Genomic DNA, 26,157 nt, shown 5'->3' on the forward strand with positions numbered 1-26,157 from the left:
GGAAGGCAGGCCGGAAGGGCGTGCCTGGGGGGAGGAACGGGTTATGAGAGTCAGTGTCTTAGGGCTCGGCTACGTGGGCTGTGTGTCGGCCGCGTGCCTGGCCAGTCTGGGTCACGACGTCATCGGCGTCGATGTGAACCCGGTGAAGGTCGACATGGTGAACGACGGCAAGGCGCCCGTCGTCGAGGAGCGGATCGGCGAGCTCGTCGCCGAGGTCGTGGGGGCCGGGAAGCTGCGCGCCACCACCGACGTCCGCGAGGCGGTCATGGGCAGTGACGTTTCCCTCGTCTGTGTGGGCACGCCGTCGGAGCCCAACGGCAGCCTGTGCACCACCTACTTGGAGCGGGTCACCGAGCAGATCGGTGCCGCGGTGGCCGAGCGGGGCGGGCGGCACACCGTCGTGTTCCGCTCCACCATGCTCCCGGGCACCTGCCTGAACCTGCTCGTGCCGATCCTGGAGAAGTTCCTCGGCGGCACGGCGGGGGTGGACATCGGGGTCGCGGTGAACCCGGAGTTCCTGCGCGAGGGCACGAGCGTGCGGGACTTCTTCGACCCGCCGAAGACCGTCATCGGCGAACTCGACGCGGCCAGCGGCGATGTGGTGGCGAAGCTGTACGAGGGGCTGCCCGGCGAGGTGTTCCGGGTGCCGGTCCCGGCGGCGGAGGCGATCAAGTACGCGGACAACGCGTTCCACGGCCTCAAGATCGGCTTCGCGAACGAGCTGGGCGCGGTGTGCCAGGCGCTCGGCGTGGACTCGCACCAGGTGATGGACGTCTTCCTGGCCGACCGCAAGCTGAACATCAGCCCCGCCTATCTGCGGCCCGGCTTCGCCTTCGGCGGCTCCTGCCTGCCCAAGGACCTGCGCAGCCTGGTGCACGCGGCGCAGCGGGCCGACGTCTCGGTGCCCATCCTCGCCCATGTGCTGCCGTCCAACGCCGACCATCTGCAGCGCGCGGTGGACCTCGTCGAGCGCACCGGCAAGCGCCGGGTCGGCCTGTTCGGTCTCTCGTTCAAGCCCGGCACCGACGACCTCCGCGAGAGCCCGCTCGTCGAGCTGGCGGAACGTCTCTTCGGCAAGGGGTACGACCTGCGGATCTACGACGCCAACGTGAGCCTCTCGCGGCTCCTCGGCGCGAACCGCGAGTACATCGAGACCCGGCTCCCGCACCTCGGGCAGCTGCTCGCGGACTCCGTCGACGAGGTCCTCGCACACGCCGACGTGTGCCTCGTCGGGACCAGGGATCCGGCCGTCCTCGCGGCGCTGCCGCACGGCGCGGAGCCGGTGATCGTCGACCTCATCCACCTTCCCGACGCCGACGCGCGCCGGGCCGAACCTGGGTACGTGGGCCTTGCTTGGTGACGCAACACGCCGCGACCGGCGAAGCCGGCGCGCGCTGATCTTGGTGGAGAACCTGTCGGTGCCCTTCGACCGGCGGGTGTGGCAGGAGTGCACGACACTGCGCGACGCGGGCTGGACGGTGCACGTCATCTGCCCGCGGGGCGAGAAGCGGGACACGGAGCCGGAGGCGGTGATCGACGGGGTGCGGATCCACCGCTACCCGTTGCGCGCGGCCACGGGGGGCCCGGCCGGGTATCTCCGGGAGTACGGCTCGGCGCTGTGGCACACGTACCGGCTGGCCCGCAAAGTCGGTCCGGTGCACGTGGTGCACGCCTGCAATCCGCCGGACCTGTTGTTCCTGCCCGCGCGGTGGCTGACGCGGCGCGGCGCGCGGTTCGTCTTCGACCAGCACGACCTGGTGCCCGAGCTGTACCTGTCCCGGTTCGACCGCGGCAAGGACCTGCTCTACCGCGCGGTGTGCGCCCTGGAGCGGCTGACCTACCGGGCCGCGGACATCGTGATCGCCACGAACGAGAGCTACCGGGACGTCGCGGTGAGCCGGGGCGGCAAGAGACCCGAGGACGTGTTCGTGGTGCGCAGCGCTCCCGCCGTCGAGCGGTTCCAACCGGTGCCGCCCGAGCCGGAGTTGAAGCGCGGCAAGCCCCATCTGCTGTGCTATCTGGGCGTGATGGGACCGCAGGACGGCGTCGACTACGCCCTGCGGGCCCTCGCGAAGCTGCGCGACGAGGTCGGGCGGACCGACTGGCACGCGGTGTTCGTCGGTTCCGGCGACGCCTTCGACTCGATGGTGGAGCTGTCGCGGCAGCTCGGGCTCGACGACCAGGTGCAGTTCACCGGGCGCATCCCGGACGCCGATCTGGTGCGCTATCTGTCCACGGCGGACGTGTGCCTCTCCCCCGACCCGCACAATCCGCTCAACGACGTGTCGACGATGAACAAGGTCCTCGAGTACATGGCGATGGGCCGCCCGATCGTCTCGTTCGACCTCCGGGAGGCGCGCGTCTCCGCCGGGGAGGCCGCCGTGTACGCGCCCGCCAACGACGAGGCCCGGTTCGCCGAGCTCGTCGCGCGGCTCCTCGACGATCCGGAGCGGCGCGCCCATATGGGCAAGATCGGCCAGGAACGGATCAACGGGGAGCTGTCCTGGCGCAACTCGCAAGTGTCGCTGCTCGCCGCCTACGCCGCTGCCTGCCGTGACCGCGCCGCGGTGTCGGCCCGCTCCCCGATCAGCACAGGGAAGAGGCAGCGCAGTTGAGTGACGAAGCAATACGCCTGGTGACGATCGGGCGGATCTTCCGTCGGCGGTGGCGGCTCCTCGTCATCGTCGCCGTGACAGGCGCGCTCTTCGGCTTCGGCGTCTCGCTGCTGTTCCCGCCGAAGTACACCGCTTCGGCGTCGGTCCTGCTGCCCGGGCAGTGGGAGGAGCGCGAGCTGCTGACCCAGGCGGAGATCGCGACGAGTTCGGCCGTGGTCGACCGCGCGGCCGCCACGCTCCGCTGGCAGGGCGTCAGCGGCGGCGAGCTGCGGGGGCAGGTGAGCGCCAAGGCCTCCGACGGCAACATCATCAAGATCTCGGGTACGGCCGAGAGCCCGCAGCGCGCGCAACAGCTCTCCGACGAGATGGCGGAGCAGTTCGTGGGCTTCGCCGCGCGGATCGCGGGCGACGACGACGAATCCGGCACGGCCACGGGGCCCGAGGCCCTGCGGCAGAAGGTGACCGAGACCAACCGCCGCATCAGCGACCTGGCCGACGCTGCCGATCCGGGGCAGACCGTGGAGAGCGTGCAGGCCCGCACCGAACTGGAGAAGCTGCGCACCGCGCTGCAGGAAGCCATGAAGAAACTGGACGAGTCCGACCGGGCGACCGACAAGGCCGGCATGGTCGTCATGGGCCCGGCGGCCCGGCCGACCAGCGAGGCGCCGCCGACGAGAACGCAGTTCGTCGTCGCGGGGGCCCTGCTGTTCTTCCTGGTCGCGGTCATCGGCCATCTCGCCGCCGCGCGGGGCAACCGTCGGCTGCGCGGTGAGACGGAGATCGCGTCGGCGCTGAGATCCACCGTCCTCGGTGCCGTCGACGTGCCGGGAGACCGGACCGCGCGGCGGCCCGGGAGCGGTGGCCCCCGGGGCCGGATCCGCCAGGTGCTCGGCCTCGACACGCAGTGGGACCTGCCGGCGCCCCGACGGTCCGGCGACGAGGCCGGCAGACGGATCAGATACCGGCGGGTGTGCGCCCGCCTCCGCGAGAAGGTCCTGGCACCCCGGCGGCTGCTCGTGGTCGTGCCTGACGGCGACGCGATCGCCCGCCGGGCCGCCGATCAGCTCGTCGCCGAGGCCAAGGGCGACCCGATGCTGCGCGTGGTGGACGTCTCCGTGGAGCGGCCGACGGTGCCGGACCGCGACACCGAGTCCGGTGCCCTGGTCGTGCTCAGCGCGGGCAGCTGGACCGCGGGCGAACTCGGCGGCATCGCCGAGGCGTGTGCGGACGGCAGGCACGAGGTCGTCGGCGTCGTCGTCGCCGGTGCGGTCCAGGACCGTCCGGCGCGCTCCGCGGGCCGTCCCGCACCGAGCGCCGCCCCGGCGCTCGCGGCGCGCGGTCAGGCGACGGGAGGCTCCGGATGACCACGACCACCACGTCGGAGTCGTCGGCCTCCACTCCGCTCCTCGACCTGCAGGCGCTGGTGGTGGCGGTGCGCAGGCGCCGTCGCCTCTGGTGCTCCCTCGCGCTGCTCGGGTTCGTGCTCGGCGCGGCGTTCGCCGTCCTGCGACCGCCGCCGCCGACCGCGGCGACCAAGGTCCTCGTCGCGCATCAGGAGGACCAGCCGAACGACACCGGCACCCTGATCCGCACCGACGTGGAGCTGCTCAAGACCACCCGGATCGCGAGCAAGGCCCTCCAGGCCCTCAACTCCCCGGAGAAGCCCGAGGACTTCCTGCAGGACTACCGGGGCACCGGCATCACCAACAACCTGATGCGGATCGACGTGACGGCCGACACCGAGGAGAAGGCGGTGGCCCGGGCCAAGGCGCTGGCCGACGCGTTCGTCGCCGACCATGTGCGGCGGATGCGGGAGACCGCGAAGGCCGAGGCCAAGGCGCTGCTCGACCAACGTGAGCGGATGCGGGACGAGCTGACCGAGGTCAACGAGGCGATCGGGGACCGGGACCCGGAGAGCGACTCGAAGGAGTCGGCCAGCATCGAGTCGCTCTTCGCCCGCAGGGCCGAACTGAACTCGCGGATCGCCGACTTCGCCCAGCGCGCCGAGGAGGCCCGCGTCGGCACGCCCCGGCTCGTCGCGGGGACGCAGATCGTGGACGCGCCGCGCGCGGTGCCGCACTCCCTGCCCAAGGCCGCCGTCACCAGTGCCGGGATCGGGCTCGTCCTCGGGCTCGTCCTCGGCCTCGCGGTGGCCGCGGTCGGCACGGTGGTCGCGGACCGTCCCGTGCTGCGCCGTCAGATCGCGGCGAACCTGGGTGCCTCGGTCATCGCGGAACTGCCCCGGCTGCCGCGCCGTTCGGCCCGGCTGTGGCAGCTGCGCCGGACCCGGGCCGCGCGGTCGAGACTCACCACGTCCCTGGCCCGCACCGTGCGCGGCTCCGCGGAGCCGGTGTCGCTCCTGGAGCTCGGCTGTGCGCGCACCACGAGCGTCATCGCCCTGGATGTCGCCAGGGCGCTGGCGGCCGAGGGGCCGGTCGTCATCGTCGACGGTCTGCCCGGGGCACAGCTCGCGGGCCGCCGTCAGGAGCCGGGAGACCCGGACGTCGTCGCCGGCGAGGACGCCGCGTCCGTGCCGCAGCAGACGCGGCGGCTCGGCGTCGGCTCGGTCGCACCCGGCACGGCCTGGACCGACCTCCGGTTCCTGGGCGGCAAGGCCGTGCTCGTCGTGCGGGCCGGGCACGGCAGCGCCGCGTGGCTGCACACCGTGGCGCGGCAACTCGCCGACCTGGACATCCCGGTGATCGGTGTGGTGCTGATCGACCCCGATCCGCGGGACCGGACCGACGGCACCCTGTGGGACGGGCTGCACACCGCGCTGCGCGGCCCTTTCAAGCGGATGACCCGGCCGAACGGCGGGGGTGGCGCCCACGCCGTTCAGGCCGTGGGGGACGGTCCGCTACGGACGGAGCGACCGCCGGTACCGGCCGCGCGAACAGCGAACAGCGACCAGGAGGCGCGGTAGCACATGTGTGGCATCGCAGGCACTTACCGATGGCCGGACGGCAAGGCCGTGGCCGACCGGCTGACCGAGACCCTCGCCCACCGCGGTCCGGACGGCGCGGGCCGGTACAGCCACCGCGCCGGTGACGGCGAGGTGCACCTCGGGCACCGCCGCCTCGCCATCATCGACCTGTCCGAGACCGGCGCCCAGCCGATGGTCTCGGGCGGCCTCGCCCTGACGTACAACGGCGAGCTGTACAACGCACCCGAGCTGCGGGCCGAGTTGGCGGCGGCCGGGGTGCGCTTCCGGGGGACCTCCGACACCGAGGTGGTCCTGGAGGCGTGGCGGCGCTGGGGCACGGACTGTCTGCCCCGGCTGCGCGGGATGTTCGCGTTCGGGATCTTCGACGAGCGCACCGGGGAGCTGGTGCTCGCCCGCGACCAGCTCGGCATCAAGCCGCTGTTCCTGCTCCGGCGGGGCGGGGGTCTGGTGTTCGCCTCCGAGCTGAAGGCGCTCGCCGCGGTGACCGGCGGGTCCCTGGAGGTGGACCACGGGGCGCTGGTGGCCTCGCTCCTCTACTACTGGGTGCCGGACTCCCGGTGTGCGTTCCGTGAGGCGGAGAAGCTGCCGCCGGGGAGCTGGCTGAGGTGCCGGGCGGACGGTCAGGTGGAGCGCGGCCGGTACTGGCACCTCAAGGATGTCGCCGCCGAGGGCAGGGAGCGGGCGCGCAGCGGTGAGAAGCCGGACCTGGCGGCCATCGTCGAGGAGTCGACGCGGCAGCACCTGCTGTCCGACGTGCCCGTGGCGACGTTCCTCTCCGGCGGCCTGGACTCCAGCTATCTGACCGCCCTGGCGGCCCGCCACCAGCCCGGGATCTCCGCGTACACCATCGGGTTCCGCGCCGAGGACGCCAAGTTCGAGGCGATGCCGGACGACCTGCGCTACGCCCGGAAGGTGGCCGAGCAGTTCGGCGTCGACCTGCACGAGATCGAGATCGCCCCGAACGTGCTCGACCTGCTGCCGCAGATGACGTACCACCTGGACGAGCCCATCGGCGACCCCGCGGCGATCAACACGTTCCTGATCTGCTCGGCCGCCCGGGAGGCCGGGGTCAAGGTGATGCTCTCGGGGATGGGCGCGGACGAGCTGTTCGCCGGGTACCGCAAGCACCTGGCGAACGTGCTCGCGCTGCGCTACCAGCGGGTGCCGCGGCCGCTGCGGCGCGGGGTGTCCGGGGTCGTGGACCGGCTTCCGGTCGCCTCGGCCCGCCGGGGGTACCGGTCGGTGCGGTTCGCGAAGCGGTTCCTGTCCTTCGCCGACCTGCCGGAGGAGACCGCGTTCCGGCGCAGCTACACCATGTACGACCAGGAGGAGCTGCTCGCCCTGGTCGATCCCGACCTGGCGGGCACGGTCCAGGACGTGCTGACCGAGCATGCGGACGTCTATGAGGACAACAACCTCGACGACTTCGTGAACCGCATGTGTCTGGGCGACGCCCGGATGTTCCTGCCGGGCCTGAACCTCACCTACACGGACCGCTCCAGCATGGCCGCCTCCACCGAGGTGCGGGTGCCGTACGTGGACGTCGAGGTGGTCAAGGCGGCGTTCGCGGTGCCCGGCGACCAGAAGATCGTCGGGCGGCAGGGCAAGGCCGTCCTCAAGGAGGCGGCCACCTCGATCCTGCCCCGGGAGATCGTGTACCGGCCCAAGGGCCTGTTCAGCGCCCCGCTGCGGGCCTGGATGAGCCGGGATCTCGCGCCGCTGGTGCGCGAGGTGATCCATGACGGCGTGCTCGTCAGCTCCGGCCTCCTGCGCCGCGACGCCCTGGCGCGCATGGTCGCCGAGGACGCCGCCGGGCAGCGGGACTTCTCCAAACATCTGTGGCACGTGCTGACCCTCGAGTACTGGTACCGCGGCGCTGTCTCTGGCTCCGGCCAGAGCCAAGCGGCCTGACGACGTGGAAGAAAAATAGGAGCTCCGGTGAAACAGGTTGTGCAGAACTACAAGAGCGGCGAGCTCGCGGTGCTCGACGTGCCGGTGCCGGGGTGCAAGCCGGGCGGTGTGCTGGTGCGCAGCGCCTACTCGCTGATATCCACCGGGACCGAGCTCATGAAGGTGTCCGAGGCCGGCATGTCGATGCTGGGCAAGGCCCGCTCCCGGCCCGACCAGGTCGCCAAGGTCATGCAGAGCGTGGCCACCAACGGGCTGCCCGCCACGTACCGCAAGGTGATGGGCAAGCTGGACTCCTACACGCCGCTCGGCTACTCGCTGTGCGGGGTGGTCGAGCAGGTCGGCGACGGCGTCGACGATGTCGCCGTCGGTGACCTGGTGGCCTGCGCGGGCAACGAGCACGCGCTGCACGCCGAGCTGAACTGGGTGCCGAAGAACCTCTACGCCCCGGTGCCGGACGGCCTCGCGCCCCAGCACGCGGCCTTCGGCACGGTCGGCTCGATCGCGATGCAGGGCGTCCGCCGCGGCGAGCCCCAACTCGGCGACGTGGCCCTCGTCATCGGGCTCGGCCTGATCGGCCAGCTGGTCGTGCAGCTCCTCACCGCCTCGGGCGTCCGGGTCGTCGGCGTCGACCCCGACCCGGCGCGCTGCGCACTCGCCGAGCGCCTGGGCGCCGCGGCCTGCGGCGACCCCGCGTCCGCGGCCGTGGAGGCGTCCGTCGCCGAACTCACCGGCGGTCACGGCGTGGACCAGGTGTACCTGGCCGCGGGCGGCGGCAGCAACGAGCCCGTCGAGCTGGCCGCCAAGCTGTGCCGCGACCGCGGCCGGGTCGTCGACATCGGCAAGTGCCGCCTCGACCTGCCGTGGAACGCGTACTACGAGAAGGAACTCGACGTCCGGTTCTCGCGCAGCTACGGCCCCGGGCGCTACGACCCGGAGTACGAGCTGGAGGGCCGCGACTACCCGATCGGCTATGTGCGCTGGACCGAGCGCCGCAATCTGGCGTGCTTCCTCGACCTCGTCGCCCGCGACCGGGTCGACGTGGAGCCGCTGGTCTCGCACATCGCCGACTTCGACGACGCCGTCGAGACGTACCAGCGCCTGAAGGACGGCGAACTCAAGGCCGTGGCCGTGCTGTTCCGCTACCCCGGCGGCACCGACCGGGCCGCGGCGGGCCAGACCCCGGAGGCGGCCGCGCCCACGGTCACGGTGCCCGCGGTGCACGTGCGGAGCAACGGCGGGGTCACCCTGCCCGCCCGGTCCGCCGCGGGTCCGGTGCGCCTCGCGTTCGTCGGCGCCGGGAACTACGCGACGTCCATGCTCCTTCCGCACCTCGCGGAGCGCGACGGCGTCACGCTGTCGACCGTCGTCACCACGACGGCGCTGTCCGCGGCCAACGCCAAGCGGAAGTTCGGCTTCGCCGAGGCGACCACCGATCTCGACGCCGTGCTCGGCGACAAGTCCATCGACGCGGTGTTCGTGGTCACCCGGCACAGCTCGCACGCCGACCTGACCCGCAAGGCGCTCCTCGCGGGCAAGGCCGTGTTCGTGGAGAAGCCCCTGGCCCTCACCGAGGACGAGCTTGCCGGTGTGCTCGCGACGGTGGAGGAGTGCGGCAACGACCGCCTCCAAGTGGGCTTCAACCGGCGGTTCTCGCCGCTGCTGCGCGAGGCCAAGGCGCGGTTCGGGGCCCGCACCGGTCCGGCGAGCCTGCGCTACCTCGTGAACGCGGGCCGTCTCCAGCACGGCAGCTGGTACCTCCAGCAGGGCAGCGAGGGCTCGCGGTTCGCGGGCGAGGGCGGGCACTTCATCGACACGGCGAGCTGGCTGCTCGGGGCCGACCCGGTCTCGGTGTACGCGGTCGCCCCGTCCGGCAACGAGGACCTGCAGATCGTGCTGCGGTACCCGGACGGGTCCACCGCCACCATCAGCTACGTCACCACCGGCGCGCCCAGCTTCCCCAAGGAGACCCTCGACCTCGTCGCGGACGGCAAGGTCCTGAAGCTGGACGACTTCGTCCGCGCCTCCGTCCACGGCCCGAAGAAGTGGGTCAGCTCGCGCCTTCCCAAGGCCAGGGACAAGGGCCAGAACGCCGAACTGGCCGCGTTCGTCAAGGCCGTGCGCACCGGCGGGCCGATGCCGGTGCCGCTGGAGTCCCTCGTCGCCACCACGGCGGCCACCCTCGCCGTCCAGACGGGCCTGGCCGGCGGTGCGCCGGTGACGTTGGCGGGGCCGCGATGAGCATGAGTGCGGGCTGGTACCTGCGGCGCTTATCCAGGATGGGGCCGCAGGAGATCGGCGGCCGGGTGAGCGACGTGGTGCGCAGGCGGCGGTGGCGCACCGCGCGGCCCCTCTGCCCGAGCGTGACCGGCGCCCGGTTCACCGCGGTGCTGCCCGCGGGGACGATCGCCGCGGTGCCCCCGGACGCCGCGAAGCGCCTCGTCGCCGAGGCCGACCGGCTGCTCGCCGGGCACGTCGAGTACTTCGGCGTGGTCCGCGACGACCTGGTCTCCCCGGACTGGTGGAGCGACCCGAAGACCGGGCGCAGGGCGCCGTGGGGCTACGCCTTCGACGTGCCGTACCGCAACGAGGACGCGGTCGGGGACATCAAGCAGATCTGGGAGCTGTCCCGGCATCAGTACCTCACCGTGCTCGCGGCCGCCTACGCGGTCACCGGGGACGAGCGGTACGCCGAGCGCGTGGCCGAGCACCTGCGCTCGTGGTGGGCGGCCAACCCGCCGCTGCGGGGCGTGCACTGGATCAGCGGCATCGAGCTGGGCATCCGGCTGCTCTCGTGGGTGTGGGTCCGCCGGCTGCTCGACGGCTGGCCGGGCGCGGCCGACCTGTTCGAGGGCAACCCGGTGGCGCACCACCAGATCTGGCACCACCAGCGCTGGCTCGCCGCGTTCCCCAGCCGGGGATCCTCGGCGAACAACCACGTCGTCGCCGAGGCCGCCGGGCAGTTCGCCGCGGCCTGCGCGTTCGGGTGGTTCCCCACCTCGGAGCGCTGGCGGGACGACGCGCTGCGGTCGCTCGAACGGCATCTGCGCGGCAACACCTTCCCCTCCGGCCTCAACCGGGAGCTGGCCACCGAGTACCACGGGCTCGTCCTCGAACTCGGCCTGGCCGCGGTGGCCGAGGCGGACGCCGCCGGTGTGCCGGTGCCCTCGTCCGTCCGGCTCGTGCTGCTGCGGATGACCGACGCGCTCGCGGCCGTCGTGGACAACCGGCTGCAGCCGCCGCGCCAGGGCGACGCCGACGACGGGCACGGCCTGGTCGTGGACGGCGGGGGCACCGACCGCTGGGGCTCGCTCCTCGCGACCGGCGAGGCCGTGTTCGGGCGGCTCGACTGGTGGCCCGCGGTCACCGGCACCGATGTGCGCACCCCGCTGCTCGCCGCGCTCCTCCGGCCGTACGGGAAGAAAGGCACCACGCCGACCGTGACCCGCCCGGACCGCCGGCCGGGCCACTTCGCCGACGCGGGGCTGACCATCCTGCGCGGTCCCGAGGACATCTGGTGCCGCTGCGACGGCGGCCCGCACGGGTTCCTTTCCATCGCCGCGCACGGCCACGCGGACGCGCTGTCCCTGGAGGTCCGCCACGACGGGGTCGACGTGCTCGCCGACCCGGGGACGTACTGCTACCACGGACAGCCCGCGTGGCGGCGGTACTTCCGCTCGACTCTCGGGCACAACACCCTGGAGCTGGACGGGAGTGACCAGTCCGTCTCCGGCGGCCCGTTCCTGTGGACCCGGCACGCCCGCAGCCGTGTCCTGGTCGCGGACACGGCCGACGTCTCCGCGGGCGGCACGGCCCTGTGGTCCGCCGAGCACGACGGCTACCAGCGCTCCGTGCACCGCCGCCGGGTGGAGCTGGTCGCCGCGGCCAAGGAGCTGCGGGTGGTCGACGAGGTCCTCGGCGCGCTCGGTCCGCGCCGGGACGTGCGCCTGGCGTTCCACCTCGGTCCGGCGATCGCCGTGGACCTGGTGGGGAACTGGGCGGTGCTCACCTGGACCAGGGACGGCGAGGTGCGCTCCGCGGTGCTCGACCTGCCGGGGCAGCTGAACTGGCGGGCGCACCGCGGCGAGAGCGATCCGCCGCTCGGCTGGTACTCCCCCGGTTTCGGCCGCAAGGAACCCGCCACGACGCTGGTCGGCACCGGCTTCACCGACGGCACGGCGTCGTCGGCGGAGTTCGCCACCGTGCTCAGGTTCTGCGGCTAGGGGGCGCGTGGTGACGAAGTGGCGGCACTGGGCGGCGGGTGCGGCACCCCTGGCCCTTGTCCTGTTCGCGGCGACCGGCTGTACGAGTTCGCCGGACGCCCCGGAGAAGCCGACCGGCAGGCCCTCCACGTCCGGGGCGCACCCGACGGCCGTGGCCCGGGTGTGCACCGAGCCCGCGGCCGGGCCCGAGAAGGCTCCCGCGGGCGCGGTGACGGTCGACCCGGCGGTGGTCGGCGACCTGGCCGCCAAGACCAGGAGCAACCCCCCGAACACCACGTTCTGGCTGCGCCCCGGCAAGCACCGGCTCGACCCCGACCGCTACGCCCAGGTCGTCACCAAGAAGGGGAACCGCTACCTCGGCGCGCCGGGCGCGGTGCTCGACGGCCGGAAGATCAACCAGTACGCGTTCAGCGGCAGCGCTCGCGACGTCACCATCCGCCATCTGACCGTGCAGCGTTTCGTCGCGCCGAACAACGAGGGCGTGGTCAACCACGACATGGCCGACGGCTGGGTGATCGAGCACGCGAAGATCCAGTACAACTCCGGCGCCGGCCTGATGGCCGGCGCCCGCCAGAAGGTCAGGGACAGCTGTCTGCGCGCCAACGGGCAGTACGGAATGAACGCGTACAAGACCGGCGACTCCATCAAGGGCCTGGTGGTCGAGCGCAACGAGGTCGTGGGCAACAACACCGACAACTGGGAGAAGCGGAAGCCGGGTTGCGGCTGCACCGGAGGCATCAAGTTCTGGGCCGTCGACGGCGCCGACATCCGCGGCAACTGGGTGCACGACAACCGCGGAGCGGGGTTGTGGGCGGACAACAACAACAATGACTTCCGCATCGAGAACAACGTCCTCGAAGCCAACGACGGCGCCGCGCTGATGTACGAGACCAGCTACAACGCGGTCATCCGGAACAACACGATCCGGCGCAACAACTGGGTCGAGGGCCGCAAGTACGCCGACCGCGGCGACAACTTCCCGTACGCGACCATCTATGTCTCCGAGTCCGGCGGCGAGCCGCGGATCCGGGCCCGCACGAACAAGATCGAGATCTACCGGAACCTCCTGGAGAACAACTGGTCCGGGATCACCCTCTGGGAGAACTCCGACCGGTTCTGCAACAGCCCGGCCAACACCTCGACCGGCTACTGCACGCTGCTGGTGAAGGACCTCGACCGCTGTGAGCAGCCCGCGATCGGCAGAGCGCCGCTGTACTCCGACTGCCGCTGGAAGACGCAGCGCGTGGACATCCACGACAACCGCTTCGTCCTGAAGAAGTCCGTCGTCAAGTGCGCGGCGGAGTGCGGTCGCATGGCGGTCCTCGCGAACTACGGCACCTACCCCGAGTGGTCGCCGTACAAGGGCAAGCGGGTGGCGGATGCGATCACCCACAAGCAGCGCAACCGCTGGCACGACAACGTCTACCGCGGGCCGTGGAGCTTTGTCGCGGCCAACACGGACGGGACGCTCGACTCCGGGCAGTGGCAGGCCAGGCCGTACCGCCAGGACGAGGGCAGCACCTTCGACCCCCGGGCCGGTGGTTGAGATGGACGGCAACCTGCTGCGCCAAGGACCGTCCGGAGCACCGGACATGACGGGCACTCAGCCCGGCGTCGAGGCGCGCCCCGCGGGCACGCCGAAGGCCGTCGGGATCGTCTGGGCGCTCCTCGCCCTCAACACGCTCGGCTCCGCCGGGGCGAAGACCGTCGTCACGCTGCCCCGATCCCTCATCCAGATGGCCACGATGGGGGCGCTGGTCGCCGCGTTCACGCTGGCGCTCGCGCTCAACCTGCGGCTGCGCGTGCGGCCGAGCGCCTTCGTGTTCCTGCTCACCCTGCTGCTCGTGCCGAGCGTGATCTCCAGCGCGAACCTGGAGGTCGGATACGGGGCGCTGTTCCGCTGCGCCAGGTTCGCGCTCTTCGTCGGCACGCTGTGGCTGCTCAGCCGCTGGTGGAACGGTGACCTGACGTTCGTCCGGTACCACATCCGGATGTACTTCGCGGTGCTCGTGACGGTGGCCGCGGGCCTGGTCGTCGCGCCGGGCACGGCGATGCCCGAGTACTACGGGGGGCGTCTTGTCGGCGCGCTGTGGCCGCTCACGCCGCCGCAGATCGGACAGTACGCGGCGGTGATCATCGGGCTCACCGTGCTGCTCCTGCTCGGCCGCGCGGCCGACAGGGCGAGCGCGGTGGTGATCATCGTCCCGTCCGTCGTGCTGCTCGCCCTGACCCATACCCGCACAGCCACGCTCGGTCTGCTCATCGGCCTTGTCCTCGCGATCAGTTCGCTCGTCCTGACCAGCTCCGCCGCCCGCCGCTTCTTCGCCTGGACGGTGCTGATCGCCACGGTGGCGGCGGTGGCGTTCAGCTCCGCGCTGCAGTCCTGGTACCTGCGCGGCCAGAGCCAGGAGAACCTGTCCAACCTCACCGGCCGCGCCAAGGTCTGGGACGCCCTCCTCGCGGAGCCCCGGACGACCGGGGAGAAGGTGTTCGGCGTGGGCCTGAGCGACAAGTCGTTCGGCGGGCTTCCCATCGACAACAGCTGGCTGGCCGTCTACCACGAGCAGGGCCTGATCGGCATCGCCATCGTGGCGACGCTCATCGCCGTCCTCGGCGGCGTCGCGCTGCTGCGGCCGCCGTCGGTGCCGAGGGCCTGCGCGATCTTCCTGATCAGCTACTGCGCCATCTCCTCGTACACCGAAGCGGGACTCGGCGACGCCTCGCCCTACTTGCTGCACCTGGGCCTGGCCGCCTCGCTGCTCGCCATGCCCGCAACCGCGGCCACGCCGCTCTCCACGACCGCAGTCCCCCGACGACGTGTCCCGCGATGGGCCAGGAGGTGACCTTGAGCATGCCTGACATGCGCGTACTGGTAGTGCACAACCGATACTCCTCGGCGCAGCCGAGCGGGGAGAACAGGGTCGTCGACGAGGAGGCGGGACTGCTGCGCGCGGCCGGCCACCGGGTCGACGTGTTCGAGCGGCGCAGCGACGACATCGCCGCCCGGTCCCTGCTCGGCAAGGTCGCGGTGCCGCTCCTCGTGCCGTGGAACCCGGCGGTGCGCTCGCAGCTCGCCGCCAGGCTGCGCGCCGACCGGCCGGACGTGGTGCACGTCCACAACGTCTTCCCGCTCCTGTCCCCCGCGGTCATCGCGGCCTGCGCCGACGCCGGTGTGCCCGTCGTCGCGACCCTGCACAACTACACGCAGGTCTGCCCGCCCGGCACCCTGCACCGGGACGGCAGGGCGTGCACCGAGTGCGTCGGCTCGAAGGTGTCGCTGCCCGCCGTCCGGCACGGCTGCTACCGCGACTCGCGGCTCGCGACGGTGCCGCTCGCGGTGAGCCTCGCGGTGAACCGGCGGCGGTGGTGGTCGGGAGTGGAGCGGTTCTTCTGCATCTCCGCGGCTCAGCGCGACGTCCTGGTGCGGTCCGGCATGCCGGCCGAACGGCTCGCGGTGAAGCACAACTTCGTGCCCGACCCGGGCGCGCGCCGGGAAGGCCCCGGAGAGCATGTGCTCTTCCTCGGCCGCCTCGCGGAGGCCAAGGGCGTGGGGCTGCTCATGACCGCGTGGGACGAGATCGCCGCGTCCGGCGGAGTGGGCGTGCCGCTCGTGCTCGCCGGTGCGGGGCCGCTGGAGCGGCAGGTGGCCGACTGGGCGAAGGGGCGCGACGACGTGCGCTATCTCGGCCTGCGCTCTCCCGAGGAGTGCCGGGAGACCGTCGCGCGGTCGGTCGCCGTGGTGGCGCCTTCGATGGCGATGGAGACGTTCGGCCTGGTCGTGGCGGAGGCGATGGCGGCGGGGGTCCCGGCCGTCGCCGCCGGTCACGGTGCCTTCGTCGAGCTCGTCGAGGACGGGGTGACCGGGCTGCTCCACGAGCCCGGCGACGCCTCCTCGCTCGCGTCCCACATCCGCCGGATCACGGCGGGGCGGGACCTCAACCGGGAGATGGGGCGGGCGGCCCGGCGCCGTTACGAACGGAACTTCAGCCCGGCCGTCGGTCTGGAGCGCCTGGAGGAGGGGTACCGCACCGCGATCGCGGGGCGGTACGGCGGCGGGCACGGCACGCCGCCGGCAAGGAACGGAAACGCTGACTCGCCGCGGGGCACCCGCGCGGGCAGAGAAAGTGGGGGGAAGTAGATGACAGGATGCCGACTCTGCGGCTCACAGGCGCTGGCGAGCGTCGTCGACCTGGGGGCGACGCCGCCGTGCGAGAGCTTTCTCGCCGCGGACCAGCTGGACAGGCCCGAACCGGCGTACCCGCTGCACCTGCGGGTCTGCACCGAGTGCTGGCTCGCGCAGATCCCGCCGCTGATCACTCCGGAGGAGACGTTCAAGGAGTACGCGTACTTCTCGTCCTTCTCGACGTCCTGGGTGGAGCACGCGCGCAGGTACGTCACCGACGCGGCGGCGCGGGTGGGGCTCGGGCCCGACTCCTTCGTGGTCGAGGTGGCGAGCAACGACGGGTATCTCCTGAAGCACGTGGTGGACCGGGACATCCGCTGCCTCGGCATCGAGCCGTCGGTGAACGTCGGTGCCTCGGCGCGGGAGAAGGGCGTGCCCACGCTCACGGAGTTCCTGAGCCCGGACACCGGCAAGGCCGTCCGCGCCGAGCACGGCCCGGCGGACCTGGTCGTGGCCAACAACGTGTACGCGCACATCCCCGACGTGGTCGGGTTCACGCAGGGCCTGCGCGCCCTGGTCGCCGACGACGGCTGGGTCTCCATCGAGGTGCAGCACCTGCTGACCCTGATCGAGGAGAACCAGTACGACACGATCTACCACGAGCACTTCCAGTACTACACGGTCGCGTCCGCGATCCGGGCCCTCGCGAGCGGTGGACTGACCCTCGTGGACGTCGAGTTGCTGCCGACGCACGGCGGCTCCATCCGGCTGTGGGCCCGGCCCGCCGAGGCGGCCGGTGAGCCGTCCCCGCGGGTGGCGGACGTCCTCGCGCGGGAGAAGGCCGCCGGGCTCCAGGAGTTGTCCGGGTACACGGAGTTCTCCGCGCGCGTCGCCAAGGTGCGCAGGGACCTCCTGAAGTTCCTCATCGAGGCGGCCGAGCGCGGCGAGACGGTCGTCGGCTACGGCGCCCCCGGCAAGGGCAACACCCTGCTCAACCACTGCGGCGTCCGGCCCGACCTGCTCGCGTACACGGTCGACCGCAACCCCTACAAGCACGGCAGGTTCACCCCCGGCACCCGCGTCCCGATCCTGCCGCCCGAGCAGATCGCCGCCGACAAGCCCGACTACGTCCTCGTCCTGCCGTGGAACCTGCGGGACGAACTCGTCGAGCAGCTGTCCTTCGTGCACGACTGGGGCGGCCGCCTCGTCTTCCCCATCCCGGAACTGAGCATCGTCGAGGTGCCCGCGAAAGAGGTAACAGCATGAAGGTCGTCCTGTTCTGCGGCGGTTACGGGATGCGGATGCGCAGCGGTGCCGCGGACGACGTGCCCAAGCCGATGGCGATGGTCGGCCCGCGGCCGCTGATCTGGCACGTCATGCGCTACTACGCGCACTTCGGGCACAAGGAGTTCATCCTGTGCCTCGGGTACGGGGCGCACCACATCAAGGACTTCTTCCTGCACTACGAGGAGACGACGTCCAACGACTTCGTGCTGCGCGGCGGCAGAACCGAGCTGCTCTCCACCGACATAGCCGACTGGACGATCACGTTCGCGCAGACCGGCATCGAGTCGCCCATCGGGGAACGTCTGCGCCGGGTGCGGCACCACCTGGACGGCGACGAGATGTTCCTCGCCAACTACGCCGACGTGCTGACCGACGCCCCGCTGCCGGAGATGATCGACCGGTTCTCCCGGCGTGACGCGGGGGCGTCGATGATGGTGGTGCCGCCGCAGTCGTCGTTCCACTGCGTGGAGCTGGGCGAGGACGGCCTGGTGGGGGGCATCACGGCGGTGAGCGACATGCCGCTGTGGGAGAACGGCGGCTACTTCGTGCTCCGCCAGGAGGTCTTCGACCACATCCCGGAGAACGGGGACCTGGTCGCCGACGGCTGCGCCCGACTGGCCAAGCAGGGCCGCCTGGTGGCGCACCAGCACCGCGGCTTCTGGAAGCCGACCGACACCGTGAAGGAGCGCGCCGCGCTCGACGGCGCCTACGCCCGGGGCGACCGCCCGTGGGCCGTGTGGGAGCGGGACGGCGTGGGGGTGAGCGCGTGATCAGGCTCGGGGCCGGGCGCCGCCTGGACCGGATCGTTGCCGTGGGCGCGCACTGCGACGACATCGCCATCGGCGCGGGCGGCACGCTCCTCGCGATGTGCCTGGCGCGCCCCGGTCTGCGCGTCGACGCGCTGGTGCTCTCCGGCGGCGGCAGCGAGCGGGAGCAGGAGGAGCGGGCCGCGCTCGCCGCCTTCTGCCCGGACGCCGAACTGCACCTGACCGTCCTGAAGTTGCCGGACGGCCGGATGCCCGCGCACTGGGAGGAGGCCAAGTCCGCGGTCGAGGAACTGCGCACGCGGACCGAGCCCGACCTGGTGCTCGCGCCGCGCACCGACGACGCCCACCAGGACCACCGCGGCCTGGCGAAGCTGATGACCACCGCGTTCCGCGACCACCTGGTCCTCGGCTACGAGATCGTCAAGTGGGACGGCGACCTCGGCCGCCCCTCGGCGTACCAGCCGCTGTCGCCGGAGGTCGCCGAACAGAAGGTCCGGCTGCTGCAGGAGCACTACCCCTCGCAGCGGCACCGGCCCTGGTACGACCGGGAGGCCTTCCTCGGCCTCGCCCGGATCCGCGGCATCGAATGCCACGCGCGCTACGCCGAGGCGTTCGCCGTCACCAAACTCACGCTCGATCTGGGGGACTGAGACTTGCGCGTACTGCTCACCGGACACCAGGGCTACCTGGGCACCGTCATGGCCCCGGTCCTGAAGGCCGCCGGACACGAGGTCGTCGGCCTCGACTCCGGCCTGTTCGCCGACTGCGTCCTCGGCCCGGCCCCCGCGGACCCGCCGGGCCCCGGGGTGGACCTGCGCGACGTCACGGCCGAGCACGTGGCCGGGGTGGACGCCGTGATCCACCTGGCCGCGCTGTCCAACGACCCGCTGGGCTCCCTCGCCCCGGAGCTCACCTACGACATCAACCACCACGCGTCCGTCCGCCTCGCCCGCCTCGCCCGCGAGGCCGGGGTGCGGCGCTTCCTGTACGCGTCCACCTGCTCGGTCTACGGCGCCGCGGGCGGCGACGAGCTGGTCGCCGAGGACGCGCCGCTGCGCCCGGTGACGCCGTACGCGGAGTCCAAGGTGCGCGTCGAGGACGACCTGCACGCGCTGGCCGACGGCGACTTCAGCCCGGTGTACATGCGCAACGCCACCGCCTTCGGCTACTCGCCCCGGCTGCGCGCCGACATCGTCCTGAACAACCTGGTGGGCCACGCGCTCCTTTCCGGCGAGGTCCTGGTGATGTCCGACGGCACCCCGTGGCGCCCGCTCGTGCACGCCGTCGACATCGCCCGGGCCTTCACGGCGGCGCTCGGCGCGCCCCGCGAGGCGGTGCACGACCGGGCGTTCAACATCGGCAGCGAGGTCAACAACGTCACGGTCGCCGAGATCGCCGAGCAGGTCGCCGAGGCGGTGTCCGGCTCGAAGGTGGTGATCACCGGGGAGACCGGCGCCGACCCGCGGTCCTACCGCGTGGACTTCTCCCGGTTCCGGGACGCGATCCCCGGCTTCGACTGCGAGTGGACGGTGAAGCGGGGCGCGCTCGAACTCGCCGAGGCCTACCAGAAGTTCGGGCTGACCCGGGAGGACTTCGAGCAGCGCTTCACGCGTCTCGCCGTGCTGCGCGCGGCATCGGAGGCGGGCGCCGTCGACGACACCCTGCGGTGGAGCCGATGACGTCGGCGGGCGCGCAGATGCACGCTCTGGTGGAGCGGCTCTATCCGCTGTGCCGGAGCATCACCGGCGACGGTGTGCGCGCCACCCTGGACATCGTCGGCGAGTACGTGCCGCTCCAGGTGCACGAGGTGCCGACCGGGACGCAGGTCCTCGACTGGACCGTGCCGCAGGAGTGGAACATCCGCGACGCGTACATCGCCGACGGCGACGGCAACCGGGTCGTCGACTTCCAGGCGTCCAGCCTGCACGTGCTCGGCTACAGCGTGCCGGTGGCGCGCACGATGCCGCTGTCCGAGCTGCGCGCACACCTGCACACCCTGCCGGACCAGCCGGCCCTGGTGCCGTACCGCACCAGCTACTACAAGCCCCAGTGGGGCTTCTGCCTGGCCCAGGACACCCTGGACGCGCTGCCCGACGGCGACTACGAGGTCTGCGTCGACTCCACGCTCGCGGACGGCCACCTCACCTACGCCGAGCACGTGGTCCCCGGGCAGGTCCCGGACGAGGTGATCGTCTCCTGCCACGTCTGCCACCCGTCGCTGGCCAACGACAACCTGGCCGGCATCGCGGTGGCGACGTTCCTGGCCCGGGCACTCGCGGAGGAGACGCCGTACTACACCTACCGGTTCGTCTACGCTCCCGGCACCATCGGGGCGATCACCTGGCTGGCCCGCAACCAGGAGCGGATCGACCAGGTCAAGCACGGGCTCGTGCTGGCCTGCGCGGGCGACTCGGGGCAGCTGACGTACAAGCGGAGCAGGCGCGGCGACGCAGAGATCGACCGGGTCCTCAGGCATGTCCTCACCGCCTCCGAACGCCCGCACCGGGTCACGGAGTTCACTCCGTACGGCTACGACGAGCGGCAGTACTGCTCCCCCGGGTTCAACCTCGGCGTGGGCTCGCTCAGCAGGACCCCGTACGCGGGCTACCCCGAGTACCACACCTCGGGGGACAACCCGGACTTCGTCTCCCCGGAGGCGATGGCGGACACCCTCGCCGTCTGCCGCGAGGCGTTCGCCGTCCTGGACCGCAACCGGCGGTACGTCAACCTCAGCCCCTACGGCGAACCGCAGCTGGGGCGGCGGGGGTTGTACGAGTCCCTCGGCGGGCGCAGCGACGCGCAGCAGGCGCAGATGGCCATGCTGTGGGTGCTCAGCCTCTCCGACGGCGAGCACAGTCTGCTCGACGTCGCGGAGCGGGCGGGCCTGCCGTTCGACACCGTCGTCGTCGCGGCCGACGCCCTCGGCACCGCCGGACTGATCAAGGCATGACACCGATGACCACCGAGAAGGAGAAGCGGACCGCGGGGCGGGCCATGGCGGGCCGCCTCTCCTGGGGCCTGGCCGACCAGGCGGTCTGCAGCATGACCAACTTCGCGGTGGGGATCTATGTGGCCCGCTCGCTCGGGCTGACCGCGTTCGGTGTGTTCAGCCTGGCCTGGGTCACCTACGGCGTGGTGCTCAGCGTCTCCCGAGGGCTCGCCACCGACCCGCTGGTGGTGCGCTTCAGCGGCGTGCCGGACGCGTCCTGGCGGGCGGCGGCGGCCCGGTCGTCCGGTACCGCGCTCTGCGTCGGCGGCGGCATCGGCCTGGTGTGCCTGGTGGTCGGCCTCGGCATCGGCGGCCGGGTGGGGCCCGCGTTCGCCGCCCTCGGCGTGGTGCTGCCGGGGCTGCTCCTGCAGGACGCCTGGCGGTACTCGTTCTTCGCCGCGGGCACCGGGAAGAAGGCCTGCGTCAACGACCTCCTGGGTGCCCTCGCGCTGGTCCCGGCCCTGCTCCTTGCCGCGCGCGTCGGCAGCGTGCAGGCCTTCGTCCTCGCCTGGGGCGCGGCGGCCGCGGTGGCCGCCGGGTACGGCTGCTTCCAGTCCGGCATCCGGCCGCGGCCGGACAGGGCGCGCGCGTGGCTGCGCGAGCAGCGCGACCTCGGCTCCCGCTACCTGGTCGAGAACGTCGGCGTCAGCGGTGCGTCCCAGCTGCGGGCGTACGGGCTCGGCGCGATCGTCGGGGTCGGCGCGGTGGGCGTGGTCAGGGGCGCCGAGCTGCTGCTCGGGCCGTTCCTGGCCCTGCTGATGGGGCTCTCGCTCGTCACGGTCCCCGAAGCGGCACGGGTGCTGCGGCAGGCCCCGCACCGCCTGGCCAGGTTCTGCCTCCTGCTGTCCGGCGGCCTCGCCGCCGCCGCGCTGCTCTGGGGCGTGGCGCTGCTCCTGGTGCCGGACCGGGCGGGGGAACTCGCGCTCGGCGACGTCTGGGGCTCCGCGTCCGACCTCATCGTGCCCGCCGTGCTCGGGGTCGCGGGCTCCGGCCTCGGCATCGGCGCCGCCGCAGGCCTGCGCGCGCTCGCCGCCGCCCGGCGCAGTCTGCGCGCCCAACTGTTCGCCTCCGCCGCCTACGTCGGCGGCGGGCTCGGCGGGGCGGCCGCGGGCGGCGCGGTCGGCTCGGCCTGGGGCGTCGCCGCGGCGACCCTCTGCAGCTCCGCCGTCTGGTGGCTGCAGCTGCGCTCCGCCCTGCGCGAGCACCACCGCAATCCCATCCCCGAAGTGAGGACTTCATGACCGCCCAACCCCGGCTGAGCATCGGCCTGCCCGTGTACAACGGCGAGGAGTACCTCGCCGAGGCGCTCGACGCCCTGCTCGGCCAGACCTACGAGGACTTCGAGCTGGTCATCTCCGACAACGCCTCGACCGACGGGACCCAGGACATCTGCCGCCGGTACGCCGAGAAGGACGCGCGCATCCGCTATCTGCGCCTGACCCGGAACATCGGCGCCGCGCCCAACCACAACTACGTGTTCACGCAGTGCCGCGGCGAGCTGTTCAAGTGGGCGTCGCACGACGACCTGTACGCCCGGGACCTGCTGCGCCGCTGTGTGCAGGCGCTCGACGAGCGTCCCGACGTGATCCTCGCGCACGCCGACCAGGCGGTCATCGACGAGGAGGGGCGGGTGAAGGTCCCCTACGCGTACACGCTCGCCACCGACTCGCCGCGCGCGCCGGTGCGCTTCCGCAGCATGCTGTTCGAGCCCGGCGGCGACGACTTCTACGGCGTGATGCGGGCCGACGTCCTGCGCCGGGTGAAGCCGCACGACAGCTACCACCACGCGGACCGCACGTTCGTCGCCGAGATCGGCCTGCACGGAGCGTTCCACCAGGTGCCGGAGCTGATGTACTTCCGCCGCGACCACCCCACCCGCGCCGAGCGGGCGAACCCCTCCAAGCGCTCCCGGTGCGTCAACCTGGACCCGCGCAGGGCAGGCCCGCTGCACCCGACGCCCCGGCTGCTCGCCGAGTACGTGTGGGGCTTCGTCTCGGCGATCAGGCGGGCGCCGCTGTCCTCGGCCGACCGGCGCGCCTGCTACCGCCATCTGGCCGCGTGGGCGACCAGCAGGGCAAGGCCGGGCGCGGGCGAGCGGGTCGAGGACCGGGCGCCGGTCGACCCGGCCCGGCTCACGGTCTCCGTCGACGCCGTCGTCGCGGGACGCGAGGGGCGGAAGGCGTGAGACAGGTTCCCGGAACCCCCGTGCGCGTCGGGGTGTTCGGCCTGCTCGGCTCCGGCAACCTCGGCAACGACGGGTCGCTCGAAGCCGTCCTCGGCCACCTCCGCGCCGACCACCCGGAGGCCGTCGTGGACGCGCTGTGCGGCGGGCCCGAGGTCGTCGCGGCCCGGTACGGGATCCCCGCGACGCGGCTGCACTGGTACCGCGGGGAGTACCGGACCGCCTCCCGGGCCGGGTCGATCGCGGGGAAGGGCATCGGCAAGCTCGTCGACGTCTTCCGCACCGCCGCCTGGGTGCGCCGGCACGACGTGGTGATCGTGCCGGGCATGGGCGTCCTGGAGGCCACGCTGCCGCTGCGGCCCTGGGGCTTCCCGTACGCGCTGTTCCTGCTCTGCGCGTCCGGGCGGCTGCTCCGCACGCGGGTCGCGCTGGTCGGTGTCGGCGCCGCCGCGATCGGCGACCGGCCGACCCGGGCCCTGGTGCGCTGGTCGGCACGGCTCGCCGCGTACCGGTCGTACCGGGACGCCCCGTCCCGCGACGCGATGCGGGAGATGGGCGTGGACACCGCGCGCGACGAGGTCTACCCGGACCTCGCGTTCGCCCTGCCGACACCATCGGTGAGCGCGCCTTCGGGTGCGTCCGGCGGCGGCCCGGTGTGCGTCGGCGTCATGGACTTCCACGGCGGCAACGACGACCGCGCCCGGGCCGAGGAGATCCACCGGCGCTACCTCGACGGGAAGACGCGCTTCGTCCGTGCGCTGGTCGAGGACGGCAGGCCGGTCCGTCTCGTCACCGGCGACGAGTGCGACGGAGCGGTGGTCGCCGCGATCCTCGACGCGGTGGACTCGCCGCTGGTCACCGCGGCCAAGGCGGCCTCGCTCGCCGACCTCATGAAGGAGATGGCGGCCGCCGACGCCGTGGTGGCGACCCGCTACCACAACCTGATCTGCGCGCTGAAGGTCGGCGTGCCGACGCTCGCGCTCAGCTACGCGGCCAAGAGCGACACGCTCATGGCGGAGCGGGGGCTCGGCGCGTACTGCCACCCGGCCCGCGAGGTCGACGCCGACCGGCTCCTGGAGCAGTTCCGGGACCTGGAGCGGCGATCGGCGGAGCTGCGGCGGACCCTCGCCGAGCGCAACGAGGCCGCCGCCGAGCGCCTGGAGCACCAGTTCACCGCCCTGGCCGCGGCCCTGTTCCCGGCGGCCGCCCACGCCCACGCACTGCGGGAGACACCATGAAAGCGACCGAAGTCCCGTCGATCACCGGCGCGTACCTCTTCGAGCCGACGCCGTACGCCGACGAGCGCGGCTTCTTCTGCCGCACCTTCGACGCCGACGTCGTGCGCTCCGTGGGCCTGGACCCCGACGCCTTCCTCCAGGACAGCCTGTCCCGCTCGGTCCGGGGCGTGCTGCGCGGCCTGCACCTGCGCTCCGGCGAGGGCGAGGCCAAGCTCGTGCGGTGCTCGTACGGGAAGGTCTTCGACGTCGTCGTGGACCTGCGGCCGGACTCACCGACGTACCGCAACGTGGCCACCTTCGAGCTGTCCGGCGACACCCAGGTGTCCCTGTACATCCCTGCGGGGTGCGCGCACGGCTTCCAGGCGCTGACCGAGACCGCCGACACGTCGTACCGGATCGACCGGCCGCACGATCCCACGGAGGACGTGACGATCGCGTTCGACGACCCGGAGCTGGCCGTCCCCTGGCCGCTGCCGGTCACATCGACATCCCAGCGGGACCGCGAGGCACCGAGCCTCGCCGAGGTCCTGAAGCGAATGGAAGGGTGAAGTCCGCTTGGACACCGAAGAGTTCCGACTGCCCCGGTCGCGGCAGGCGAACGAGCGGCTGCACGCCCTGGTTCCCGGAGGCGCGCACACGTACGCCAAGGGCGACGACCAGTACCCCGAGGGCCTGGCCCCGGTCATCAGCCACGGTCAGGGCGCCCACGTGTGGGACGTCGACGGCAACCGCTACATCGAGTACGGCTCGGGACTGCGGTCCGTCAGCCTCGGCCACGCCCACCCCCGTGTGCTCGAAGCGGTGCGGCGCGAGCTCGACCGCGGCAGCAACTTCGTGCGGCCCTCCCTCGTGGAGGTCGAGGCCGCGGAGCGCTTCCTGGCCACCGTGCCGACCGCCGAGATGGTGAAGTTCGCGAAGAACGGCTCCGACGCCACCACCGCGGCGGTGCGCCTCGCGCGCGCCGTCACCGGGCGCCCGCGGGTCGCCCTCTGCGGCGACCAGCCGTTCTTCTCCGTCGACGACTGGTTCATCGGTACGACGCCGATGTCCGCGGGCATTCCGGCACAGACCAACGAGCTGACCGTGACGTTCCCGTACGGGGACCTGGCCGCCACGGAGGAGCTCCTGACCCGGTACGAGGGCGAGGTGGCCTGCCTCATCCTCGAACCGGCCTCGCACACGGAGCCTCCGCCCGGATATCTCGCCGGACTGCGCGAGTTGGCCGACCGGCACGGCTGCGTCCTGGTCTTCGACGAGATGATCACCGGCTTCCGCTGGTCCGAGGCGGGCGCGCAGGGCCTGTACGGCGTCGTGCCCGACCTCTCCACGTTCGGCAAGGCGCTGGGCAACGGGTTCGCCGTCTCCGCGCTCGCCGGGCGCCGCGAGCTGATGGAGCGGGGCGGCCTGCGTCACGCCGACGAGCGGGTGTTCCTGCTGTCCACCACGCACGGCGCGGAGACGCACTCCCTTGCCGCGGCGATGGCCGTGCAGACCGTCTACGTCGAGGAGGGCGTCACCGCGCGCCTGCACGCCCTCGGCGAGCGGCTGGCCGCCGGTGTCCGTGACGCCGCGGCCGCCATGGGCGTCGCCGACCACGTCGTCGTCCGGGGCCGGGCCAGCAACCTGGTCTTCGCCACCCTCGACGCGCAACGGCGGCCGTCGCAGGAGTACCGCACGCTGTTCCTGCGCCGGCTCCTCGCGGGCGGGGTCCTCGCCCCGTCGTTCGTGGTGAGCAGCGCGCTCGACGACGCCGACATCGACCACACCGTCGACGTGGTGGCCCAGGCGTGTGCGGTGTACCGCAAGGCGCTCGACGCCGGGGACCCCACCCCCTGGGTGGGCGGACGGCCGGTGAAGCCGGTGTTCCGCCGCCTGGCGTGA

The 26,157-nt window shown here is 72.5% G+C and carries 20 protein-coding genes; all 20 read left to right on the forward strand.

What is annotated here, in order from left to right:
* Positions 1-43 precede the first annotated feature (43 nt).
* The 20 genes from AB6L24_RS03030 to AB6L24_RS03125 are packed head-to-tail and all read left to right on the forward strand — an operon-like array spanning position 44 to position 26,157.
* The gene (locus AB6L24_RS03030; protein WP_405651778.1) at positions 44-1,360 is read left to right on the forward strand and encodes a nucleotide sugar dehydrogenase; all 1,317 of its coding nucleotides are present in this window, start codon (positions 44-46) and stop codon (positions 1,358-1,360) included.
* Entirely contained in the window at positions 1,350-2,615 is a 1,266-nt protein-coding gene (locus AB6L24_RS03035) for a glycosyltransferase family 4 protein (RefSeq protein WP_405651780.1), read from the forward strand. Before AB6L24_RS03030 ends, AB6L24_RS03035 begins: the two co-directional genes overlap by 11 nt.
* Positions 2,612-3,979, forward strand: a complete 1,368-nt coding sequence (locus AB6L24_RS03040) for a Wzz/FepE/Etk N-terminal domain-containing protein (protein WP_405651782.1) — start codon at positions 2,612-2,614, stop codon at positions 3,977-3,979. Before AB6L24_RS03035 ends, AB6L24_RS03040 begins: the two co-directional genes overlap by 4 nt.
* Positions 3,976-5,538, forward strand: coding sequence for a Wzz/FepE/Etk N-terminal domain-containing protein (locus tag AB6L24_RS03045; protein WP_405651784.1), 1,563 nt, complete (start codon positions 3,976-3,978; stop codon positions 5,536-5,538). The genes AB6L24_RS03040 and AB6L24_RS03045 overlap by 4 nt, the downstream gene beginning before the upstream one ends.
* Positions 5,539-5,541: 3 nt before the next feature.
* Entirely contained in the window at positions 5,542-7,470 is a 1,929-nt protein-coding gene (asnB, locus tag AB6L24_RS03050) for an asparagine synthase (glutamine-hydrolyzing) (protein ID WP_405651786.1), read from the forward strand.
* A gap of 27 nt (positions 7,471-7,497) precedes the next feature.
* Positions 7,498-9,708, forward strand: coding sequence for a bi-domain-containing oxidoreductase (locus AB6L24_RS03055; protein ID WP_405651788.1), 2,211 nt, complete (start codon positions 7,498-7,500; stop codon positions 9,706-9,708).
* Positions 9,705-11,690 carry an alginate lyase family protein gene (locus tag AB6L24_RS03060; protein ID WP_405651791.1) on the forward strand — a complete coding sequence of 662 codons (1,986 nt, stop codon included), beginning with the start codon at positions 9,705-9,707 and terminating at the stop codon, positions 11,688-11,690. The genes AB6L24_RS03055 and AB6L24_RS03060 overlap by 4 nt, the downstream gene beginning before the upstream one ends.
* A 7-nt stretch (positions 11,691-11,697) precedes the next feature.
* A complete protein-coding gene (locus tag AB6L24_RS03065) occupies positions 11,698-13,236 on the forward strand; it encodes a right-handed parallel beta-helix repeat-containing protein (RefSeq protein WP_405651793.1) in 1,539 nt (512 codons plus the stop codon).
* Between the two features lies 1 nt (position 13,237).
* Positions 13,238-14,533 (forward strand): O-antigen ligase domain-containing protein, encoded by a 1,296-nt coding sequence (locus tag AB6L24_RS03070; protein ID WP_405657012.1) that lies wholly within the window; start codon positions 13,238-13,240, stop codon positions 14,531-14,533.
* A gap of 17 nt (positions 14,534-14,550) precedes the next feature.
* Complete coding sequence (locus AB6L24_RS03075; protein WP_405651795.1) at positions 14,551-15,828, forward strand: glycosyltransferase; 1,278 nt, start codon at positions 14,551-14,553, stop codon at positions 15,826-15,828.
* Positions 15,829-17,079 carry a methyltransferase domain-containing protein gene (locus AB6L24_RS03080; RefSeq protein ID WP_405651798.1) on the forward strand — a complete coding sequence of 417 codons (1,251 nt, stop codon included), beginning with the start codon at positions 15,829-15,831 and terminating at the stop codon, positions 17,077-17,079.
* On the forward strand, positions 17,076-17,870 hold the full coding sequence (locus tag AB6L24_RS03085) for a glucose-1-phosphate cytidylyltransferase (protein ID WP_405651800.1): 795 nt from the start codon (positions 17,076-17,078) through the stop codon (positions 17,868-17,870). Before AB6L24_RS03080 ends, AB6L24_RS03085 begins: the two co-directional genes overlap by 4 nt.
* Positions 17,867-18,517 (forward strand): PIG-L deacetylase family protein, encoded by a 651-nt coding sequence (locus tag AB6L24_RS03090; RefSeq protein WP_405651802.1) that lies wholly within the window; start codon positions 17,867-17,869, stop codon positions 18,515-18,517. Before AB6L24_RS03085 ends, AB6L24_RS03090 begins: the two co-directional genes overlap by 4 nt.
* A gap of 3 nt (positions 18,518-18,520) precedes the next feature.
* Complete coding sequence (locus tag AB6L24_RS03095) at positions 18,521-19,546, forward strand: NAD-dependent epimerase/dehydratase family protein (protein WP_405651804.1); 1,026 nt, start codon at positions 18,521-18,523, stop codon at positions 19,544-19,546.
* Positions 19,543-20,817 (forward strand): DUF4910 domain-containing protein, encoded by a 1,275-nt coding sequence (locus AB6L24_RS03100; protein WP_405651807.1) that lies wholly within the window; start codon positions 19,543-19,545, stop codon positions 20,815-20,817. Before AB6L24_RS03095 ends, AB6L24_RS03100 begins: the two co-directional genes overlap by 4 nt.
* The gene (locus AB6L24_RS03105; RefSeq protein ID WP_405651810.1) at positions 20,814-22,097 is read left to right on the forward strand and encodes a hypothetical protein; all 1,284 of its coding nucleotides are present in this window, start codon (positions 20,814-20,816) and stop codon (positions 22,095-22,097) included. The genes AB6L24_RS03100 and AB6L24_RS03105 overlap by 4 nt, the downstream gene beginning before the upstream one ends.
* Entirely contained in the window at positions 22,094-23,041 is a 948-nt protein-coding gene (locus tag AB6L24_RS03110; protein WP_380844225.1) for a glycosyltransferase family 2 protein, read from the forward strand. The genes AB6L24_RS03105 and AB6L24_RS03110 overlap by 4 nt, the downstream gene beginning before the upstream one ends.
* Positions 23,038-24,276 carry a polysaccharide pyruvyl transferase family protein gene (locus AB6L24_RS03115; protein ID WP_405651813.1) on the forward strand — a complete coding sequence of 413 codons (1,239 nt, stop codon included), beginning with the start codon at positions 23,038-23,040 and terminating at the stop codon, positions 24,274-24,276. Before AB6L24_RS03110 ends, AB6L24_RS03115 begins: the two co-directional genes overlap by 4 nt.
* Positions 24,273-24,824, forward strand: coding sequence for a dTDP-4-dehydrorhamnose 3,5-epimerase family protein (locus AB6L24_RS03120; RefSeq protein ID WP_405651815.1), 552 nt, complete (start codon positions 24,273-24,275; stop codon positions 24,822-24,824). The genes AB6L24_RS03115 and AB6L24_RS03120 overlap by 4 nt, the downstream gene beginning before the upstream one ends.
* A 7-nt stretch (positions 24,825-24,831) precedes the next feature.
* The gene (locus AB6L24_RS03125; protein WP_405651817.1) at positions 24,832-26,157 is read left to right on the forward strand and encodes a glutamate-1-semialdehyde 2,1-aminomutase; all 1,326 of its coding nucleotides are present in this window, start codon (positions 24,832-24,834) and stop codon (positions 26,155-26,157) included.

This window comes from Streptomyces sp. RK9, from assembly GCF_045070545.1.
In the GTDB taxonomy this organism is placed as follows: domain Bacteria; phylum Actinomycetota; class Actinomycetes; order Streptomycetales; family Streptomycetaceae; genus Streptomyces; species Streptomyces alboflavus.

Coding starts and splice junctions, on each gene's coding strand:
- AB6L24_RS03030 (WP_405651778.1), top strand. CDS start 44: ATGAGAGTCAGTGTCTTAGGGCTCGGCTACGTGGGCTGTGTGTCGGCC.
- AB6L24_RS03045 (WP_405651784.1), top strand. CDS start 3,976: ATGACCACGACCACCACGTCGGAGTCGTCGGCCTCCACTCCGCTCCTC.
- asnB (WP_405651786.1), top strand. CDS start 5,542: ATGTGTGGCATCGCAGGCACTTACCGATGGCCGGACGGCAAGGCCGTG.
- AB6L24_RS03060 (WP_405651791.1), top strand. CDS start 9,705: ATGAGCATGAGTGCGGGCTGGTACCTGCGGCGCTTATCCAGGATGGGG.
- AB6L24_RS03070 (WP_405657012.1), top strand. CDS start 13,238: ATGGACGGCAACCTGCTGCGCCAAGGACCGTCCGGAGCACCGGACATG.
- AB6L24_RS03075 (WP_405651795.1), top strand. CDS start 14,551: ATGCGCGTACTGGTAGTGCACAACCGATACTCCTCGGCGCAGCCGAGC.
- AB6L24_RS03080 (WP_405651798.1), top strand. CDS start 15,829: ATGACAGGATGCCGACTCTGCGGCTCACAGGCGCTGGCGAGCGTCGTC.
- AB6L24_RS03085 (WP_405651800.1), top strand. CDS start 17,076: ATGAAGGTCGTCCTGTTCTGCGGCGGTTACGGGATGCGGATGCGCAGC.
- AB6L24_RS03100 (WP_405651807.1), top strand. CDS start 19,543: ATGACGTCGGCGGGCGCGCAGATGCACGCTCTGGTGGAGCGGCTCTAT.
- AB6L24_RS03105 (WP_405651810.1), top strand. CDS start 20,814: ATGACACCGATGACCACCGAGAAGGAGAAGCGGACCGCGGGGCGGGCC.
- AB6L24_RS03110 (WP_380844225.1), top strand. CDS start 22,094: ATGACCGCCCAACCCCGGCTGAGCATCGGCCTGCCCGTGTACAACGGC.
- AB6L24_RS03120 (WP_405651815.1), top strand. CDS start 24,273: ATGAAAGCGACCGAAGTCCCGTCGATCACCGGCGCGTACCTCTTCGAG.